This is a genomic window from Achromobacter ruhlandii (assembly GCF_902859695.1).
Lineage (GTDB): Bacteria > Pseudomonadota > Gammaproteobacteria > Burkholderiales > Burkholderiaceae_B > Achromobacter > Achromobacter ruhlandii.
In genome coordinates this window covers 34,313-53,658 of the sequence record NZ_CADIJL010000039.1, presented here as the reverse complement: position 1 = coordinate 53,658, position 19,346 = coordinate 34,313, and the positions used below count along the sequence as shown (strand labels likewise).

General features: G+C 69.8%; 18 protein-coding genes. 4 read left to right on the top strand and 14 right to left on the bottom strand.

Annotated elements, in window-relative coordinates:
- Positions 1-145: 145 nt before the first annotated feature.
- The 3 genes from HV742_RS32635 to HV742_RS28180 are packed head-to-tail and all read right to left on the bottom strand — an operon-like array spanning position 146 to position 1,963.
- The gene (locus tag HV742_RS32635) at positions 146-475 is read right to left on the bottom strand and encodes a pentapeptide MXKDX repeat protein (RefSeq protein ID WP_175146944.1); all 330 of its coding nucleotides are present in this window, start codon (positions 473-475) and stop codon (positions 146-148) included.
- 47 nt (positions 476-522) lie between these two features.
- Positions 523-1,314 carry a molybdopterin-dependent oxidoreductase gene (locus HV742_RS28185; RefSeq protein WP_059270250.1) on the bottom strand — a complete coding sequence of 264 codons (792 nt, stop codon included), beginning with the start codon at positions 1,312-1,314 and terminating at the stop codon, positions 523-525.
- Between the two features lie 10 nt (positions 1,315-1,324).
- Positions 1,325-1,963, bottom strand: a complete 639-nt coding sequence (locus tag HV742_RS28180; protein ID WP_054416903.1) for a cytochrome b/b6 domain-containing protein — start codon at positions 1,961-1,963, stop codon at positions 1,325-1,327.
- A 211-nt stretch (positions 1,964-2,174) separates the two neighbouring features.
- On the opposite strand from HV742_RS28180, the gene HV742_RS28175 reads away from it, so the two are divergent.
- Positions 2,175-2,906: a response regulator transcription factor gene (locus tag HV742_RS28175; RefSeq protein ID WP_175146943.1), complete on the top strand. Its 732-nt coding sequence runs from the start codon at positions 2,175-2,177 to the stop codon at positions 2,904-2,906.
- Positions 2,903-4,375, top strand: coding sequence for a sensor histidine kinase (locus HV742_RS28170; protein WP_068979860.1), 1,473 nt, complete (start codon positions 2,903-2,905; stop codon positions 4,373-4,375). The genes HV742_RS28175 and HV742_RS28170 overlap by 4 nt, the downstream gene beginning before the upstream one ends.
- A gap of 49 nt (positions 4,376-4,424) precedes the next feature.
- Here HV742_RS28170 and HV742_RS28165 read toward each other — a convergent pair whose 3' ends face one another.
- The 4 genes from HV742_RS28165 to HV742_RS28150 all read right to left on the bottom strand — a co-directional run bounded on the left by HV742_RS28165 (position 4,425) and on the right by HV742_RS28150 (position 9,008).
- Positions 4,425-5,582, bottom strand: a complete 1,158-nt coding sequence (locus tag HV742_RS28165; protein ID WP_049074078.1) for an NAD(P)H-dependent flavin oxidoreductase — start codon at positions 5,580-5,582, stop codon at positions 4,425-4,427.
- Positions 5,583-5,765: 183 nt separating this feature from the next.
- On the bottom strand, positions 5,766-7,154 hold the full coding sequence (locus HV742_RS28160; protein WP_020927869.1) for a tripartite tricarboxylate transporter permease: 1,389 nt from the start codon (positions 7,152-7,154) through the stop codon (positions 5,766-5,768).
- Positions 7,151-7,624 carry a hypothetical protein gene (locus HV742_RS28155; RefSeq protein ID WP_054498876.1) on the bottom strand — a complete coding sequence of 158 codons (474 nt, stop codon included), beginning with the start codon at positions 7,622-7,624 and terminating at the stop codon, positions 7,151-7,153. Before HV742_RS28155 ends, HV742_RS28160 begins: the two co-directional genes overlap by 4 nt.
- Positions 7,625-7,718: 94 nt before the next feature.
- Positions 7,719-9,008, bottom strand: coding sequence for a hydroxymethylglutaryl-CoA reductase, degradative (locus HV742_RS28150; protein ID WP_063581747.1), 1,290 nt, complete (start codon positions 9,006-9,008; stop codon positions 7,719-7,721).
- 141 nt (positions 9,009-9,149) lie between these two features.
- Here HV742_RS28150 and HV742_RS28145 point away from each other — a divergent pair, with 141 nt between their 5' ends.
- Positions 9,150-10,580 carry an aminotransferase-like domain-containing protein gene (locus HV742_RS28145; protein ID WP_175146942.1) on the top strand — a complete coding sequence of 477 codons (1,431 nt, stop codon included), beginning with the start codon at positions 9,150-9,152 and terminating at the stop codon, positions 10,578-10,580.
- Here HV742_RS28145 and HV742_RS28140 read toward each other — a convergent pair.
- From HV742_RS28140 to HV742_RS28110, 7 genes are all read right to left on the bottom strand, one after another.
- A complete protein-coding gene (locus HV742_RS28140) occupies positions 10,571-11,362 on the bottom strand; it encodes an anaerobic ribonucleoside-triphosphate reductase activating protein (protein WP_175146941.1) in 792 nt (263 codons plus the stop codon). The genes HV742_RS28145 and HV742_RS28140 overlap by 10 nt on opposite strands.
- The gene (gene nrdD / locus HV742_RS28135) at positions 11,328-11,510 is read right to left on the bottom strand and encodes an anaerobic ribonucleoside-triphosphate reductase (RefSeq protein ID WP_064525441.1); all 183 of its coding nucleotides are present in this window, start codon (positions 11,508-11,510) and stop codon (positions 11,328-11,330) included. Before nrdD ends, HV742_RS28140 begins: the two co-directional genes overlap by 35 nt.
- A gap of 64 nt (positions 11,511-11,574) precedes the next feature.
- Entirely contained in the window at positions 11,575-13,575 is a 2,001-nt protein-coding gene (locus HV742_RS28130) for a ribonucleoside triphosphate reductase (protein ID WP_175146940.1), read from the bottom strand.
- Between the two features lie 139 nt (positions 13,576-13,714).
- On the bottom strand, positions 13,715-14,065 hold the full coding sequence (locus HV742_RS28125; protein ID WP_049074062.1) for a DUF3325 domain-containing protein: 351 nt from the start codon (positions 14,063-14,065) through the stop codon (positions 13,715-13,717).
- Positions 14,062-15,675 (bottom strand): PepSY-associated TM helix domain-containing protein, encoded by a 1,614-nt coding sequence (locus HV742_RS28120; RefSeq protein WP_175146939.1) that lies wholly within the window; start codon positions 15,673-15,675, stop codon positions 14,062-14,064. The genes HV742_RS28125 and HV742_RS28120 overlap by 4 nt, the downstream gene beginning before the upstream one ends.
- Before the next feature lie 167 nt (positions 15,676-15,842).
- The gene (locus tag HV742_RS28115; RefSeq protein WP_175146938.1) at positions 15,843-16,835 is read right to left on the bottom strand and encodes a Bug family tripartite tricarboxylate transporter substrate binding protein; all 993 of its coding nucleotides are present in this window, start codon (positions 16,833-16,835) and stop codon (positions 15,843-15,845) included.
- Positions 16,836-16,847: 12 nt separating this feature from the next.
- Positions 16,848-18,272 (bottom strand): M20 family metallopeptidase, encoded by a 1,425-nt coding sequence (locus HV742_RS28110; RefSeq protein ID WP_175146937.1) that lies wholly within the window; start codon positions 18,270-18,272, stop codon positions 16,848-16,850.
- A 143-nt stretch (positions 18,273-18,415) separates the two neighbouring features.
- On the opposite strand from HV742_RS28110, the gene HV742_RS28105 reads away from it, so the two are divergent.
- Positions 18,416-19,342, top strand: a complete 927-nt coding sequence (locus tag HV742_RS28105; protein ID WP_175146936.1) for a LysR family transcriptional regulator — start codon at positions 18,416-18,418, stop codon at positions 19,340-19,342.
- Positions 19,343-19,346: the final 4 nt, after the last annotated feature.

Here is a 19,346-nt window from a genome sequence, read left to right as displayed (position 1 = left end):
AGGGGCGCCAGGCCGGCGGCGGCCGCGAAGGCGCCGCCCGCGCCCAGGAAATGCCTGCGTGTCAGTCTCATGGGGGCTCCTTGGGAAAGCGGGCCCGCGCGCGGCGCGGCCGGGGCGGCGCCCGCGGGGCGGTTGGCGGGCGGGCTTACTTGCCCATGCTGTCCTTGCTCATGGAGCCGCCCTTGGACATGCCGTCCTTGGACATCCCATCCTTCGACATGCCATCTTTCGACATGCCATCCTTGGCCATGCCGTCCTTCTTCATGCCGTCGTGCGACATGCCGTCCTTGGACATGGAGTTCTTCGACATGCCGTCCTTGGACATGCCGTCCTTCGCCATGCCATCCTTGGCCATGCCATCCTTCGACATGCCGCTCTTGGCCATGCCGTCCTTGGACATGTCGTCGGCCGCGTGCGCGGTGACCGCGCCAAAGGCCAGGCACAGCGAGAATGCGGCGGTGGTGAGTGTCTTCATGATGCGTTCCTCTGGTGTGTCGTGGTGGGAAAAAAAGTGAAAACCACCTAGCTGCCGCCGAACCAGTTGTAGCCCTGGTCCTCCCAGTAACCGCCCGGGTAGGTGTTGGTGACGAAAATCGCCTGGATGTGCTTGGGGTTCTTGTAGCCAAGCTTGGTGGGCATCCGCAGCTTCATCGGGAAGCCGTACTCCGGCGGCAGGGTCTTGCCGTCGTAGGTCAGCGCCAGGATCGTCTGCGGATGCAACGCGGTCGGCATGTCGATGCTGGTGTAGTAGTCATCGGCACACTTGAATCCCACATATTTCGCGGTCAGGTCGGCGCCCACGCGCTTCAGGAAGGTCGAGAACGGCACGCCGCCCCATTTGCCGATGGCGCTCCAGCCCTCGACGCAGATGTGGCGCGTGACCTGGTCGATCTGCGCCATGGCGCGCAGCTCTTCCAGCCGCCAGCGGCGCTTGTCCGCCACCATGCCGGTGACTTCCAGCCGGAAGCTCTCTTCCTCGACCTGCCGCACCTCGTCGATGCCGTAATACGCATTGAACGGGAACGGGCGGGTGATCATGGATTCCGGGTAGGTGGGGGCCAGTTTGTTCGGGTCGAAGATCCAGCCTTGCACGCGGTCGTTGAAGCGCGACACCGCGGTCAGCGCCTTTTCCACGTTTTCATCGTCGGACAGCGTGCAGCCGGACAGCATCGCCAGCCCGCCCAGCGTCAGGCCGCGGCGCAGGAAGGCGCGGCGCGAGGGCGCTTCGACCCGCTTGTCCAGGATCTTCACGGCTTCCTTCAGGATGGCGGGGCCGTCCAGGCCCAGCAGCGCCAGGCGTCGTTTTGCGCTCACGTTGGGCTCCTTATTTGCCGCGGATCATGGCGATCAGGCTGCGCGGCACCAGCGCCACCATGACCAGGTGGACCGCCACGAACGCCACCAGCAGCGCCATGGCGAAGAAATGGATGCGGCGCGCGAATTCGTAGCCGCCCAGCAGCGTGCGCAGCGTGTCGAACTGCACCGACTTCCACAGCACCAGGCCGGACAGGACCAGCACCGTGATATCCGCGATGACGAACAGGTAGGCCAGCCGCTGCACCTGGTTATAGTGGCGCGGGTCGGCATGCGACAGCTTGCCGCGCAGGGCGGCGGCCAGGTCGCGGGCGACGCCGCGCGGGCCGACCGGGAAGAACTTGCGCCACAGGCGGCCGGTGGTCAGGTTCAGGCCCAGGTAGAGCAGGCCGTTGACCAGCAGCAGCCACATGCCGGCGAAGTGCCATTGCAGCGCGCCGCCCAGCCAGCCGCCCAGGGTGGCGCCGTTGGGAAAGGTGAAGTCGAAGAACGGCGCGGCGTTATAGACGCGCCAGCCGCTGGTCACCATAATGACCACGGCCAGCGCATTGAGCCAATGCACGATGCGCAGCCAGCCGGGATGGACCGGGCCGCGGCTGTCGGGCGCCGGGGCGGCGGGGGCGTCTGGGGTGGCGGGCGTGGCCATCATGGCGGGGCTCCTCGGGGAGGCGGTTGTTGTCGTTGGAGCCATTCTTCCCCGGCGCCGATATCGAAGTCCTCACGCAAACTTAAAATAAATGTGATAACTCGCCGGCCACGGATTGGCGACAATAGCGCTGCCGGGGGCGGATCGCCCGCGCCCGGCGTTGCCGGCCGCTGCCGGGCGGCTTACCCTGATTTCCACCCCTGACCGAGCCCCTATGGATACGCCCCGCCGCGTCCTGATCGTCGAAGACGACGCCCACATCGCCGAATTGCTGCGCCTGCACCTGCGTGACGAGGGCTACGCGGTCGAGCACGCGGCCGACGGCAACGAAGGCATGCGCCGGCTGGAGGAGGGCGGCTGGGACGCCCTGGTGCTGGACCTGATGCTGCCGGGCATCGACGGCCTGGAGATCTGCAAGCGCGCCCGCGCCATGACGCGCTACACCCCCATCATCATCACCAGCGCCCGCTCCAGCGAGGTGCACCGCATCCTCGGCCTGGAACTGGGCGCCGACGACTACCTGGCCAAGCCGTTCTCGATGCTGGAACTGGTGGCGCGCGTGCGCGCGTTGCTGCGCCGCACCGAGGCGCTGGAGCGCAACGCCCGCATCGACGCCGGCAGCCTGCGCCAGCACGGCGTGGCCATCGACCCCATTGCCCGCACCGCTTCGGTCGACGAGCGCCGGCTGGAACTGACGCCGCGCGAATTCGACCTGCTGCATTTCTTCGCCCGCAACCCGGACAAGGTGTTCTCGCGGCTGGACCTGCTGAACCAGGTCTGGGGCTACCAGCACGAAGGCTACGAGCACACCGTCAACACCCACATCAACCGGCTGCGCACCAAGATCGAGGCCGATCCGTCCAATCCGCAGCGCATCCTGACGGTCTGGGGGCGCGGCTACAAGTTCGCGGCCGCGCCCGGCACGCCGGCGGAGTCCGCGTCATGAAGCGCCTGACCCTGACCCAGCGCCTGTCGGCCGTGTTCGCGCTGTTGCTGCTGGCGTGTTGCGGCGCGTCGGCCTGGCTGCAGATCTCGGCCAACGTGCGTTACGAGCAGGAAGTGGTGCAGCGCCTGTCCAGCGGGCTGGCGCAGCATATCGCCGGCACCAACGAACTGATGGACGCCAACGGCTGGAAGCCGGACGCGGTGCGTTCGCTGTTCTCGATGCTGATGATGGTGAATCCGGCGGTCGAGGTCTACCTGCTGGACAACGACGGCCGCATCGTGGGCGATGCGGCGCCGCCCGGCCAGATCAAGCGCGACCGGGTCGACCTGGCGCCGGTGCGCCGTTTCCTGGCGGGCGGGGCGCTGCCGATCGAGGGCGACGATCCGCGCCACCTGGATACGGCCAAGGTATTTTCGGCCGCGCCGGTGCGGGTGGCGGGGCGCGACGAGGGCTATGTCTATGTGGTGCTGCAAGGCCAGGCGCATGACGCGCTGGCAATGGCCGCGTCGCGTAGCGCGGTGCTGCGCACCACCCTGTGGTCGATTGCGCTGGTGGCTTTGTTGGGCCTGGTGGCGGGCCTGGCGGCGTTCGGCCTGATCACGCGGCCGCTGCGCGGGCTGACGCGCGCGGTGCGGGCCTTTGGCGACGACGACGGCCGCGCGTTGGCGGCGCTGGAAAAGCCGGCCGACGCCACCGATGCCAGCGGCGACGAGATCTCGGTGCTGCGCCGCAGCTTCGTACAGATGGGCCGCCGCATCACCGAGCAATGGCGCGAGCTGACGCGCCAGGACCAGCAGCGGCGCGACCTGGTGGCGAACATTTCGCACGACCTGCGCACGCCGCTGACCTCGCTGCACGGCTACCTGGAAACCCTGCGGTTGAAGGACGAAACGCTGGACGCGGCCGAGCGCCGCCGTTACCTGGACATCGCCCTGGCGCAGAGCCGCAAGGTCGGCCGGCTGGCGCAGGAACTGTTCGAGCTGGCGCGGCTGGAATCCGGGCTGGTGCGGCTGGAACCCGAGACCTTCTCGCTGCCCGAGCTGGCGCAGGACGTGATCCAGAAATTCGAATTGGCCGCCGAGGCGCGCCAGCAGCGGCTGACCACGGCGATTGACCAGGAGCTGCCGCCGGTGCGCGCCGACCTGGGCATGATCGAGCGGGTGCTCACCAATCTGCTGGACAACGCCATCCGCCATACGGCGCCGGGCGGATGCATCGAGCTACGCCTGCGGCAGGCGCGCGACGGCGTGCAGGTGCGGGTCAGCGACAATGGCGCCGGCATTCCCGACGCCTTGCGCGCCGGCCTGTTCACCCGCGCCTCGGTGCTGGCGGACGGCCCGCGCGATGGCGGCGGGTTGGGGCTGGTGATCGTGCACCGCATCCTGAAGCTGCATCACAGCGATATCCGGCTGGTGCAACGGCCGGAGCCGGGGGCGGTGTTCGAATTCGACCTGCCGGCGGCGCGCTGACGCGGCGTCAGCCGCCCGCGCGCCGTCGGGGCCTGGCGCTGGCGTGCCGTCAGGCGGCCGCCGGCATCCTGCCGTTCAGCAGATAGTCCATCAGCTCGCGCACGCTGCGCATGGCGTCGCCGAACGGCAGCTTCGACGCGCCGCGGAAGAACAGGCCGCGGCTGACTTCGCCGCGCATGGCGGCGGCCAGCTTCAGGTCGATGCAGAACTGGCCGAAGCGCGCGATGCCGTCGCGCAGGCCGCATTGCGTCAGGCAGTCCATGCGCTGGCTGCAACGGCGCGCGTCGCAGCGGGTGCTGTCCTGCAGGGTCTTTTCCTGGCGCAGGTAGCGCGTCAGCCATGGCGTCGGCACGGCGCGCGCCGGCAGGCCGGCCACGCTGGTGAATTCGGCCAGCTTGTCGGGGTCGGCTTCCATCAGCACGCGCTTGAAGTTCTCGTGGGCGTCGCCTTCCTCGGTCACGGCGAAAGCCGTGCCCACCTGCACGCCGTCGGCGCCGTGGCCGAGCCAGTGGCGCACCTGTTCGTGGCTGCCGACGCCGCCGGCCACGATCAGGCGCGGGGCGTCGCGGCCCAGTTGCAGGTCCTGGAACAACTGGCGGCATTCGGCCAGCACGCGCTTGAAGTCGAAGCGTTCGTCGTGGATGTCGTCCAGGCGCGCGGCGCCCAGGTGGCCGCCGGCGTAGCCGGGGTGTTCGATGACCACGGCGTCGGCCATGCGGCCTTTCTTCATCCACTTTTTCAGCACGGCGGCCACGCCGCGCGCTTCCGACAGGATGGGGACCAGCGCCACCTTGGGGTAGTCGGCGGTCATGTCGGGCAGGTCCAGCGGCAGGCCGGCGCCCATGACGATGGCCTGGGCGCCGCTTTCGCAGGCCTGGCGCACCAGGGCGGGATGGTCGCGCACGGCCTTCATGACGTTGACGGCCACCACGCCGCGCCCCTGCGCGGTGTCGAGCGCGGCGCGCACTTCGCGGTCCAGCGCGACGCGGTTGGCGCTGTCGATCTGTTCACGGTCGCGGCAGTCCTCGGTCTGCTCGATCAGATCGGGATGGTGATGGCGCAAGTCCACACTGGCGATGGTGCCGACCGCGTTCTGGCTGGCGACCGCGCCGGCCAGGCGATGGGCGGATACGCCGACGCCCATGCCGCCCTGGACGATGGGCAGCAATTCGCGGCCGGCGAGAGTGAGGGATTTGAACCACGTCATGAAATGAGAGCCTTTATTGGGAACAGTGGCTCCGAGGCTAGAGCAAGGCATGACGCGCCGCCTTGCGCGGAATCAAGCGGGCTGGTGAAAGCGGGGAGAGGGAACGCGGCAGGGGCGTGGCCCGGCCGGGCAGACAAAAAAAGGGGCGGAGCCGGCGGGCTCCGCCCCTGGCCAATGGTGGCCTTACGCCACCAGCTTGACCAGCGCCGGCACCGTCAGCACGGCGGTGTAGTAGCCCATGAACTGCACGCCGGTGTTGAAGCCGAACAGGCGCGACAGCAGCCCGCCGAACAGGCCCATGGTCAGGATCACCAGCAGGCCCAGGAACTGGCCTTCCCACACGCTGATCACGATGATCAGGCCGACGAAGGTGGCGATGATGGCCTCGTGGCTGACCTTGCGCGACACGAACAGCGCGGCGCGGCGCGCGAAGTTCATGGCGAACGGATACGACACGATCGCCGCCAGCAGCACCGCCAGCATGCCGTAGCCGAGGAACTCCCAGTGGTTCAGCAGGTTGTGCAGGTTGTGCGTTTGGCCGCTGGCCGCGTCCACCGTGAAGCGCGGCGGCGCGTTGAACAGCGGCGCGGCCGGCCCGGCGGCCACCGGGCTGAGCGGCAGGCCGAAAGCGATCAGCGGGATCAGGGCCTCGGCGATGTAGGTCGCCTCGGTGACGCCGTTGCGCGCGCTCAGCACCGTGGTCAGGCGGTGATAGGCGTGCTTGACGCGCGAGCCCACCAGTTCGCCCAGCACCACCGTCATCGCCACCGGGCTGAACACGAAGGTGGCGCTGGAGATGGTGGCGGTGGCCAGGGTCCAGCGGGTCTGGATGCGGTCCATCACCTTGAGCGGGTTGGGGAAGTAACCCGACCAGCCCTTGACGTCCGGCGCCAGCGAGAACGTGCGCACCTTGTCGCGCATCATTTTGGCGCGGCCCTGCGGCGCGATCACGGTGAACAGGTCGGCGATCAGCGGGCCGATGGCGATGCCCAGGAAGTAGCTGATGCTGAGCTTGACGCCGTACTTGGCGGTCAGGCTCTGCAGCGCCACGATCACCACCACGAACGGCACCAGCAGCGCCACCGCGGCCCAGCGGCCGGCCGAGAAATAGGCGATCAGCACCGCCGCGGCCAGGAAGATCCACGGCGCCGACTTGGTGATGGCGCCGCCGAACGGCGCCAGCAGCACGGCGAACAGCACCGCCAGCGGCACCGCCACGAAAGCGGCGACGATGGCGCCCGACACCATCTTGCGCAGCGCGATGTGCGGCACGCCGAGCTTGCGCAGCATGTTGGCGTCCTGCAGCAGCGGCGTGGCGAGCGTGTCGCCGGGGATGCCCAGCAGCGCCGTCGGCACCGCGTGGGTCATGTGCTTGGCCACCGCGCCGGCCAGGAAGAAGGTGAAGACGCCGGCGGGCGGCACGCCCAGCAGCACCACCAGCAGCGTCAGCGGCGCCAGCGTGGTGGTCTCGTCGGTGCCGGACACCAGGCCGATGGCGGCGAACACCACCGCGCCCAGGAGGCCCATGCCGGCGGCCACCATGATCTGTTCAAGCAACACGGGATCGCTCATGCCGGCACCTCTTCACGCAAGTTTTGCGGCCGGCCCTGCGGCGCCGGGGCCGCGGCGGGCGCGGCGAACAGCTCGTACAGGTCCAGTTCCTTGAGTTCCTTGACCACCGCCGGTGGCAGGTCCGCCAGCGTGCCCAGGCCGCCCGGTTGCGCGGCCAGTTCGGCCAGCACCTCGGCGCGCCAGGCCGGATCGTGCGAGGCGCTGTGCTCGACCACTTCGCGCTTGGGCGGGAACAGGCGGGCGCAGATCACGCCCGCCAGCACGCAGCCGGCCAGGCCGGCCAGCATGGCGTAGGCGTGCGCCAGCTCGGGCGAGGCGACCTTGTCGCGCAGCCAGCCGCTGGCGGCGTAGAAGCCCGCCACGCTGACGGCGATGCCGATGGCGATGGCCCACGCCAGGTGGCGCAGGTCGACCGTGTCGTTCCATACTTCGGCCAGGCGTCCGGCGGACGCCTTGCTGTCTCTTTCCATGTCTGTCTCCTTGATGGACGGGCGGCGCGGGAGGTTCCCGGCGCCGCCTCTGTTCTTGTGCGGCCGGCGTGCGTGCGCCGGCCGTGCCGCGCCGTCAGGCCGGTTTCCGCAGTTCCTCCAGCAGCGCCAGCGCGCGGTCGGCGCGCACGTCCTTTTCCTCGGCCATGCGTTTGGCCAATTGGTCGACCTCGGCGCCCACCGCGCCCACGGTCAGCGCGATGTTGCGCGCGTGCAGCGCCATGTGGCCGCGCTGGATGCCTTCGGTGGCCAGCGCCCGCAGCGCGCCCAGGTTCTGCGCCAGGCCCACGGCCACGGCGATCTCGCCCAGCTCCTGGGCCGAGCGCACCGCCATGATCTTGAGCGCCAGCCGCGCCAGCGGATGGGTCTTGGTGGCGCCGCCCACCAGGCCCACCGGCATCGGCATTTCCAGCGTGCCGACCAGGGCGCCGCTGGCGTCCTTTTCCCAATGGGTCAGCGAGGTGTAGCGGCCGTCGCGGCAGGCGTAGGCATGGGCGCCGGCCTCGACCGCGCGCCAGTCGTTGCCGGTGGCGACGATGACCGGGTCGATGCCGTTCATGATGCCCTTGTTGTGGGTGGCGGCGCGGTACGGGTCGGTGGCGGCGAACACGTAGGCATCCAGCACGCCCTCGATGATCTCGGCGCCGCTGCGGTCCTTGGTGTCGAGGGTCTGCGGCGTCAGGCGCACGCGGGCCCGCGACAGGCGCAGGTCGGCCAGGTTCGACAGGATGCGCAGCCGCACCGTGCCACCGGTGATCTCCTCGACCAGCGGCGCCACGGCCTCGGCCATGGTGTTGACGGTGTTGGCGCCCATGGCGTCGCGCACGTCGACGATCAGGTGCAGCACCAGCATCGGGCCGCGCGGCGTGTCGGCGAACACGTGCGCCTCGATGTCCTGGCAGCCGCCGCCCAGGCCGATCAGCACCTGGTCGCGGCTGTTGGCCAGCTTGACGATGCGCTCGCGCTCGCGCAGCAGGGCGACGCGCGCGCCGTGCGGATCGGTCAGGCCCAGCACCTGCACCTGGGCGCGCATCAGCGGCCGGGTGCTGGAGGTCTCGAAGCCGCCGTTCTCGCGCGCCAGCTTGGCCATGAACGAGGCCGCGGCCACCACCGACGGTTCTTCCACCGCCATCGGCACCAGCACGTCGCGGCCATTGACCTGGAAGTTGCCGGCCACGCCCAGCGGCAGCTCGAAGGCGCCGATCACGTTCTCGATCATGCCGTCGGCGCGCTCCAGGCCGAGCGCGCCCGGTTCGGCCAGTTGCTGGCGTTCCTCGGGCGTCAGGCCGGCCGCGTCGGCGATGGCGGCGAGGCGTTGGGCGGGGGTGAGGGCGCGGAAGTTGGGCAGGCGTGAATCGGCCACCATGGCATGTGTCTCCATCTGGAAATCTAGGAATTGGGTGACCGGATTCTAGGTAAACTGTACCGGCATTCAGAGGTACAGTTTGGGCGAACAGTACCATCGCACTGCACCAATTTTCGACTTTTTCCCGCTGGAAACCACGCCGTGGACGCCGACAATTCCCCGGGCCGCGCCCCGCGCGCCGCGCCCATCGCCGAAAGCCTGGCGCGCCTGATCGGGCGCCAGATCGCCGAGGGCGTCTACCGCCCGGGCGATAAATTGCCGTCGCTGCGCGAGCTGGCGCAATTGCATCGCTACGCCAAGAACACCGTGGTGGTGGCGTTCGAGATGCTGGTGGCGCGCGGGCTGGTGGAGCCGCGTCGCGGCTCGGGCTTCTACGTGCTCGACACCGGGCCGGCGCGGCGCGCCGCCGATGAAGAGCCGGGCCAGTTGAGCCGCGCCATGGACATCGTCTGGCTGATGCGCGAGCAACTCAAGACGCAGCCCGACGCCATTGCCGCCGGCGACGGTTTCCCGCCGGTGGAATGGCTGGCCGACATGCGCATGGACCGCTATCACCAGAAGGTGGTGCGCACCGGCCTGGGCACGCTGTTCCGCTATGGCAGCCGCTTCGGCTACGCGCCGCTGCGCGAGAGCCTGGTGCGCAAGCTGGGCGACGTCGGCATCAGCGCGGCGCCGTCGCAGCTGGTGCTGACGCACGGCGCCAACGAGGCGATGGACCTGGTGATCCGCTACTTCCTGCCGCCGGGCGCGGCGGCGCTGGTGGACGATCCGGGCTACTACCCGCTGTTCGGCAAGCTCAAGCTGGCGGGCGTGCGCATGCTGGGCGTGCCGCGCCTGTCGGACGGCCCGGATCTGGCGGCGCTGGAGGCGTTGCTGCAGCGCGAGAAGCCGCGCCTATTTTTCACGCAGTCGCTGGCGCACAATCCCACCGGTTCCGACATTTCGCCGGCCAAGGCCTACAAACTGCTGCAACTGGCCGAGCGCCACAACCTGATCGTGGTCGAGAACGATCCGCTGGCCGACTTCAAGCCGACCTCGGCGGTGCGGCTGTCGGCGCTGGACCAGCTGGAACGCACGGTCTACATCGGCAGTTTCTCGAAGTCGTTCTCGGCGGCGCTGCGGGTCGGCTTCATCGCCTGCGGCGCGGGCCTGGCCAGCGACCTGGCGGACCTGAAGGCGCTGGTGCACGTCAGCAGTTCGGAATACTGCGAGCGCATGGTCGACGTGATGCTGCGCGACGGCCACTACGAACGCCATCTGGTGCGCCTGCGCCAGCGCCTGGAAGAGGCCACCGGCGACGCGCTGCGGGTGCTGGATTCGCTGGGCGCGACGGTCTACACGCGGCCCACCCGCTCGCTCTATCTGTGGGCGGCGTTTCCCGGCATCGACAATTCGCTGGCGCTGGCCGAGGACCTGATGCCGGAGAAGGTCATCATGGCGCCGGGCCGCGTGTTCAGCGTCGATCCGACGGCGGCCTCGCCCTGGTCGCGCTGCAATGTGGGCGCGGTGGCGTCGCCGCGCTTTCACGCCGCGCTGGCGGCGCGCCTGGGGCGCGGCGGCGCTCAGCGGTAGGCGAATTCCTCGAACCAGCCGCGCAGCAGGGCCTGCGCCTGCGCGCCCAGCAGCCGCGCCGGCGGGGTGCTGGGGCAACTGCGCGCGCCTTGCACCGCGAAGCGCTTGACGCCGCGCCGCGCCAGTTCGCGCGCCAGGCCCAGCAGCCGGGTCTCGTCGAGCCAGTCGGGATGCCAGGTGATGCGGCATTCGAAATCCACGCCCGCCGTCAGCAACTGCGTCAGGCAGGCCTGCGCCGACCGGTGCGAATCGCGCCGGCCCGTGATGTCGTCATAGCCCTGCGCGTCGGCCTTGATGTCCAGGCCGACCCAGTCCAGGTGGCGCAGCACGTCGGCCAGGCGCAGCGGGTAGATGCCGGCGGTGTGCAGGCCGATGCGGTATCCCATGCGCCGCGCCTCGCGGATCATCGACGGCAGGCGCGGCTCGCTGAGCGGTTCGCCGCCCGAGAACACCACCGCGTCGAGCAGGCCCTGGCGGTTGTCCAGGAAGGCGCGCACGTCGCGCCAGTCGTAGCGCGCGTTGCGCGTCTGCAATTCGGGGTTGTGGCAGTAGTGGCAGCGCCAGGGACAGCCGGCAATGAAGACGACGGCGGCCAGCGTGCCCGGCCAGTCCACGGTGGAGAAGGGCGTCAGGCCGCCCACCGCCGGCGAATGGCGCGGCAGCGGCAGGGCCGCCGGCCGTGGCGGCGCGGCGTGGGCCAGGCGTGGCGGGTGGCGGGCGGGGGCGGCCTTGCGGCCGCCGGCCGCTTCAGGCACGTTGTTCGACGAAGAAGCGGCGTTCATTGAATTCGCCTTGTTTGCCGGTGTTGAAGGAAGACACGGGGCGGTGATAGCCCATGACGCGGGTCCAGACTTCGCAGCGCACGCGCTGGCTGTCGTCCAGATGCGCGGCCTGCGGGGCGATGGTTTGCGGGGTGATCACGGTTTGCATGATGGCTCCTGGGGGAAAGGCCGGGCGGGGATCGCCCGGGGAAAAAACGCGGTGACCGGCGATGTCAGGCCGGCGCGCAGCACGAGGCCTGCTTGGCCTGCAATTCGGCATCGCACTTGGGGCAGAACTCGTGGTGCCCGGCCAGATAGCCGTGGTTCGGGCAGATCGAGAACGTCGGCGTGACGGTGATGTAGGGCAGGCGGAAATTCGACAGCGCGCGCCGCACCAGTTCCTTGCAGGCGCTGGCCGACGACACGGCCTCGTTCATGTACAGGTGCAGCACGGTGCCGCCGGTGTACTTGCCCTGCAGCGCTTCCTGCAGGGCCAGCGCCTCGAACGGATCGTCGGTGTGGCCCACCGGCAGCTGGCTGGAGTTGGTGTAGTAGGGCTGGGCCTCGGTGCCGGCCTGCAGGATGCCGGGATAGCGCTTGCGGTCCTCGCGAGCGAAGCGGTAGGTGGTGCCTTCGGCCGGCGTGGCCTCCAGGTTGTAGAGGTGGCCGGTCTCTTCCTGGAACTCGGTCATGCGCGCCCGTACCCGGTCCAGCAGGCGCACCGCCAGCGCGTGGCCGGCCGGCGTGGTGACGTCGTCGGCGTCGCCGCTGAAGTTGCGGATCATCTCGTTGATGCCGTTCACGCCCAGCGTGCTGAAGTGGTTGCGCAGCGTGCCGAGGTAGCGCCGGGTGTACGGATACAGGCCCTGGTCGATGTAGCGCTGCACCACCTTGCGCTTGGTCTCCAGCACGTCGCGGCCCAGGCCCAGCAGGTGGTCCAGGCGCGCCATCAGCGCCGCCTCGTCGCCGCGGCAGGTATGGCCCAGGCGGGCGCAATTGATCGTCACCACGCCCACCGAGCCGGTCTGCTCGGCCGAGCCGAACAGGCCGTTGCCGCGCTTGAGCAGCTCGCGCAGGTCCAGTTGCAGGCGGCAGCACATGGAGCGCACCATGTGCGGCTCCAGATCGGAATTGAGGAAGTTCTGGAAGTACGGCAGGCCGTAGCGCGCGGTCATCTCGAACAGGCGCTCGGTGTTGGGATGGTCCCAGTCGAAGTCGGGCGTAATGTTGTAGGTGGGAATCGGGAACGTGAACACGCGCCCCTTGGCGTCGCCGGCCATCATCACTTCGATGTAGGCGTGGTTGATCATGTCCATCTCGGCCTGCAGGTCGCCATAGGCGAACGGCATTTCCTCGCCGCCAACGTAGGGGATCTGTTCGCGCAGGTCGGCCGGGCAGGTCCAGTCGAAGGTCAGGTTGGTGAACGGCGTCTGCGTGCCCCAGCGGCTCGGCACGTTCAGGTTGTAGATCAGCTCCTGCATGCTTTGCTTGACCTCGGCGTAGGTCATCGCGTCGCGGCGGATGAAGGGCGCCATGTAGGTATCGAACGAGCTGAAGGCCTGCGCGCCGGCCCATTCGTTCTGCAGCGTGCCCAGGAAGTTGACGATCTGGCCGATGGCCGCCGACATGTGGCGCGGCGGCGTGGCCTCGATCTTGCCGGGGATGCCGTTGAAGCCCTCGGTCAGCAGCTGGCGCAGCGACCAGCCGGCGCAATAGCCGCTGAGCATGTCCAGGTCGTGGATGTGGATGTCGCCGTCGCGGTGGGCCTGGCCGGCTTCGGGCGTGAAGACGTTGGACAGCCAGTAGTTGGCGGTGACCTTGCCGGCCACGTTCAGGATCAGGCCGCCCAGGCTGTAGCCCTGGTTGGCGTTGGCGTTGACGCGCCAGTCGCGCTGTTCCAGGTATTCCTCCATGGCGCTTTCCACGTCCACCAGGGTATGGCGCAGCGCGCGCAGGCGGGCGTGCTGTTCGCGGTAGACGATGTAGGCGCGGGCGGTGCGCCAGTAGCCGGCCTTGACCAGCGTTTCCTCGACCTGGTTCTGGATGGTTTCCACGCCGGGGCAGACGTTGCCCTCGGCGGCCAGCGCCTCGATCACCGCGCCGGTCAGCGCCTGGGCCACGTCGGCGCCCAGTTCTCCGGTGCCGCGGCCGGCGGCGGCGATGGCCGCCGCGATCTTGGCGCGGTCGAATGCGACGACCCGGCCGTCGCGCTTGAGGATGTGTTGGAGTTGCATCGCTGACACCATATGTTGTGGGGTGGAAAAACTCTACCACCACCTATGGTGTCAAAGACCGGGTCGCCGAGGCGTTTGTCAGGCCGGCTTGATGCCGGTCAAACGGCCCCGGCCGGGCCGGGGCGGGCGCAATGCGGCCCTAGAAGCCGAAGCCGACCCCGGCGATCGAGATGACCACCGCCAGCGCGGCGGTGCGCATCGCCGGGCGCGGCGACCACGACAGCATGCCAACCCACAGCAGGGCGCCTGCCGACAGCCAGCCGAGCCAGGCCACCACGCCCACGGTGTTGCCCCACAGGCCGACGCACGGCAGCAGCGCCAGCAGCAACAGCAGGATGCCGGCGGCGCGCAGCACGCGCGAATGGCCGGCGGACGGATCGCGGCCCCAGACCTGATCGTAGTGGCGCGGCATCGCCAGGCTCAGGCAGGCCATGCCGGAATAGGTCAGCAGCAGCGCCATGGCGATGCCGTATGCGTCGTTCAGATTCATGCCGTGGCTTCCTGGGGCGGGCGGGCGTTGCGCGGGGGCGGCGCCGACAACGGTTTCTTGCGCAATCGTAGCGCGGCCCAGCCGGCCGCCAGGCCTGTGGCCACGGCCGTCAGTTCGACGCCGGCGCTTTCCCAGTCGCCGCGCGCGATCTGCGCCAGCGGATGGTCGCCGATCGTCGCCAGCGACAGCAGCGGCAGCAGCAGGCACAGCGCCGACAGCGCGGCCAATTGCCCGATCCACGCGCGCCGCGGCGCGCACAGCCAGGCGTGGGCCAGCGTCAGCGCCCAGACGATGAAGAAAGCGCGCAGCTCCCAGCCGGCGCGCTGCGGCAGCGCCACCGGCAGCAGGCGGTTGGCCCACAGGTAGGCGACGCAGGCGATCGCCAGGCCGGCCAGCGCGGCCACGTTCAGGCCTTCGATCAGGCGGTAGACGCGCGCGGTGGCGGCGCCGAACTCGTTGCCCATCTTGTGGCGGCGCTTGACCATGAACAGCACCGCGCCCGTGCCCATCATCGCGGCGCCGGCCAGGCCGCACAGGAAATACAGCCATTTCATGGCCAGGCCGCCGAACTTGACCATGTGCAGGTCGGCCATCACCTGGCGCGTGAGCGGCGCGGCGCCGCCTTCGACGCCGCCGGGCGCGCGCAGGCGCAGCAGTTCGCCGCTGGCGGCGGAGAATTCGGCCATGCCGGTGGTGGTGCTGATGAGGACCTGCTGGTCGGCGGCCTCGTTCCAGCCATAGACCGCGATCCGCATCGAGCCGTCTTCGGGGTTGTTGATGACGACGGCGCGGGCGGTCTGCCCGATCAGTTGTTCGGCGCGGGCCACCAGCGGTTCCAGCGGCGGCACCGCCAGCGCGGCGCCGGTCGGCGTCGGCCGGTCTTCGCGGGAGAGTTCGGCCAGGTACTGGCGCGCGGCCTCGGCGCCGCCGCCATAGGCCGCCGTGATCGGCGCGGGCATCAGCGTCAGCGCCGAGATCACGATGCCGGTGTAGGCGATCATGAACTGGAACGGCAGCGTCAGCACCGCCGTGGCGTTGTGCGCGTCCAGCCACGAGCGCTGGCCTTTTTTCGCGCGGAAGGTGAAGAAGTCCTTGAAGATGCGCTTGTGCGTCACCACGCCCGAGACCATCGCCACCAGCATCGCCATGGCCGCGAAGGCCACGATCCAGACGCCCAGCGGCTGGGCATGCAGGTTGTAGTGGAAGTCGACGAAATGGTTGCCGCCGAAGGTGGCGCGGCCTTGCGCGTGATGCGCTTCCTCTGGCAGTTCCTGGCCCGTCTCGGGATCCAGTTCGGCGTCGGCGTATTGGCCGTCGCGATCGAACCAGTACGCCACCAGGCCGTTGTCGTGAAAGCGGTCGACCGGCCAGATCTCCCACATGCCGGCGCCGGGGTGATGCTGGGCCATGTACTGCACCGCCAGGTCGAGCCGGCGCGCGCGATCCACCTTGACGGGCTCGCGCGCCGCCGCCTCGGCCTCGGCCTCGTGGTGCTCGGGCGTCATCCAATGGGTGATGGGTTCGGCGAATACCGCCAGGGTGCCCGTCAGGAAGACGGCGAACAGCAGCCAGGAAAACCACAGGCCGACCCAGGTGTGGAGCCAGGCCATGGACAGACGGAAAGTGGGTTTCAGAACGCGCCTCGTTATTTTTCGACGCGGCCGCGGACCGGCGTCCTTTATTGAGAATGGTTCTGATTCTAATAGAAATGGGGCCAGAGTAGGACGGAATCCCTACGCGCTGGCCCTGCAGGCGCAACGCAGGGCGCCCGCCGGCCTCAATCCAGTTTGATGTTGGCGCGCCGGCCCACTTCGCCGAAGGTCTGCAACTCTTGCCGCATGCGCGCCGTGAAGGCCGCGCCGTCCAGGTAGACCGGTTCCAGCGCCAGATCGGCGACGGCGCGCTGCACCTGCGGATCGGCCATGATCTCGGCCACCGCGCGGTTCAGCGTGTCCAGCACGGGCCGCGGCGTGCGGGCTGGCGCCACCAGGCCGTACCAGCCCACCATCGACACGCCGGGCAGGCCGCTTTCGATGAAGGTCGGCACGTCCGGCAGTTGCGGCACGCGGTGTTCGCCGGTGACGGCCAGCGCGCGCACCTTGCCGGCCTTGACCTGCGGCGCGGCCGACGACACCGTGTCCACGCCCAGCGCGATCTCGCCGCCGATCAGGGCGGTGATGAACTGCGCGCTGCCCTTGTAGGGCACCGGCGTCATTTTGGCGCCGGCGGCTTCGGCGAACATTTCGCCCACCAGGTGCGGCGCCGATCCCGGGCCGAAGGTGCCGTACATCAGGCCGCCGCTGGCGGTCTTGTCGCGCGCCAGATCGGCGGCCTGTTGCGCGGTCTTTGCCGGCACGCTGTTCTGCGCCAGCAGCACCACCGGCGCCAGGGCCACGATGGCGATGTGCTCGAAGCTGCGGCGCGGATCGTAGGGCAGGTCGCGCTTGAGCGCCGGCAGCACGGTGTAGGTGGTGCTGCCCGACAGCATCAGCGTGTAGCCGTCGGGCTGCGCCTGCGCCACGGCGTTGGCGCCGATGACGGTCGAGGCGCCGGGCCGGTTCTCGACGATCACGGCCTGGCCCAGCTTGCCCGACAGCCGGTTGGCCAGCAGGCGGGCCACGGCGTCGGTGGCGCCGCCGGGCGTGAACGGCACCACCAGCTTGATGGCCTGTTCGGGATAGGCGGCGTGGGCGGCGGGCGCGCCCACGGCGGCTTGGAGGGCAAGGGCCGAAAGGCAGGCCAGCGCGGCGGCGCGGATTCTGGCGATCATGGTCGGGTCCGGTCAGGGTTGGGCAATGGTAACGGGGTTGCGGGCGGCCTGGCGCAGCGCGGCGCCCTGGTCGCCCAGGTCCCAGAACAGGCCGGCCATGATGGCCAGGCCTTCGCGCGCCACGCTGCCCAGCAGATGTTCGTTGGGGGCGTGCTGGGCGCAGGCGGGGTAGGAATGCGGCACCCACAGCGTGGGCAGGCCGAGCAGGTCGGCGAAGATGTCGTTGGGCAGCGAGCCGCCCAGGTTGGGCAGCAGCGCCGGCCGCAGGCCCGTGCTGCGCTCGATCGAGGCGGCGGCCCAGCGCGCCCACGGGTTGTCGGGCGACAGCCGGGTGGCGCCGGCCTGCATGCCGACGCGCACCTGCACGTCGCCGAAGCCGGCCTCATCGAGGTGGGCGCGCACGTGGCGTTCCAGCGCCTTCCAGTCGGTGCCGACCACGAAGCGCAACTGGCACCAGGCCGAGGCGGCCGGCGGAATGGCGTTGACCGGCTTGGCCGGATCGCCGGCGCCGAAGGTCAGCACGTCCAGGCTGTTCCAGCCGAACACCTGCTCCGCGGGCGACAGCCCCGGTTCGCCCCAGTCGCTGTCGATCGCGGGATCGTCGGGACCGCCGCCGACCTCCAGGTCGGCCAGCGCCGCGGCCACCGCGGCCGGGATGGGGGGCGGGCGCAGGCCCGGCACCTGGATGCGGCCGCGCGCGTCCACCAGCGTGGCGATGGCGTGCGACAGGATGATGGCGGGGTTGGCCAGCAGGCCGCCCCAGTTGCCCGAGTGATAGCCGCGCTCGCGGGCGCGCAGCGACAGTTCGAAATTGACCGCGCCGCGCGAGCCCATGAACAGCGTGGGGCGGGCAGCGGCCAGGCGCGGGCCGTCGCTGGCGATGAAGACGTCGGCGGCGAGAGTCTCGCGCTGCGCCTCGCAGAACGCCGCCAGGCCCGGCGAGCCGGCTTCCTCGCCGGTCTCGATCAGCCAGGTGGCGTTGAATCCCAGCTTGCCGTCGCGCGCCCGCAGGACTTCGCGCAGCGCCGCCAGGTTGATGGTGTGCTGGCCCTTGTTGTCGGCGGTGCCGCGGCCGTACCAGCGGTCGCCCTCGATCCGCAGGCGCCAGGGATCGCGGCCGGCGTCCCATTTGGCCGCGTTGCCGCGCACCACGTCGCCGTGGCCGTACAGCAGCACCGTCGGCAGCGCGGCGTCCTCGATGCGCCGCGCCACCAGGATCGGCAGGTCCACGCCGGCCGGGTTGGGATGCACCTGACAGGTGAAACCCAGCGCCCGCAGCGGCGGCGCCAGTTCGTCGTTCAGATAGGCGTGCTGGCTGGGCGCCTGGCCCGGCTCCTCGCTCTCGGTCGGGTAGGCCACGCGGCGGGCCAGCTCGGCCTGCAGGGTGCCGTCGTCGTAGGCGTTGGTGGCGTGAAGAATGGCTTGTTCGCGGATCACAGCGGTCTCGGAGGCGAAGAAGGCACAAAGTTATTACGCTTGTTCACATGCCACAATTAGATAATTCGCATTTGATCATTGCCATTTTGGCAATGGTTGGCGTGACCATTGCGAGACGGTCGGAATGACCTGGGGAGCGTGTCGTGATTTCGCTGGGTTTGAGGTATTTCCTGGAGGTGGCGCGCTGCGGCTCGATCGCCGGCGCGGCCGCCGCGCAGCACGTGGCGGCCTCGGCCGTCAGCCGCCAGATCGCCAAGCTGGAGGACGAGCTGGGCGTCGCGCTGTTCGAGCGCCAGGCGCGCGGCATGGCGCTGAGCGAGGCCGGGCGCCAGCTGGCGGCCTACGCCAGCGCCGCCGCGCTGGAGGCCGAGCGCATCGCCACTGGCATCCGCCAGCGCAGCGCGCTGGGCGACGTGACCGTGCGACTGGCTTGTACCGAGGGCTTCGCGCACCGCTTCCTGCCGCAGTGCATGGCCGATTTCAAGCGCCTGCATCCCGAGGCGCGCTTCCATCTGCTGGTGGAGCGGCCGGAGGAGGTCAACCGGCTGATCCTGGAGGGCCTGTCGCAACTGGCGCTGCGCTACACGGTGGCGCCCGACGAGCGTCTCAAGACCGAGCTGCTGTGCCGCGCGCCGGTCTACGCCATCATGTGCCGGCATCATCCGCTGGCCGCGCGCCGCAGCGTCGGCGTGCGCGATCTGGCGCAGGCGCCGCTGTCGCTGGGCGATCCGGGCACCACGGTGCGCGACCTGTTCGACACGGCCTGCGCCAATGCCGGCGTGCACATCGAGCCGGCCTATGTGTCCAACCATTCGGCGGCCTTCCTGCCGATGCTGCCGGGCAGCCAGATCGTGGCGTTGACCGGCTACCTGACGGTGATCGGCCTGCTCGACAGCGCCGGCCTGGTGGCGGTGCCGTTCAGCAATCCCGAAATGCGCCAGCGCAGCATCCAGGTCGTGACCTTGCGCGGCGCCCACCTGCCGCCGCTGGCGCGGGCCTTCCTGGCGCTGCTGGCCGAACGCCTGAGCGTGGCGCCGCGCGCGCAGGAAGTGGAACGGGGCGCGGGCTGAGGCG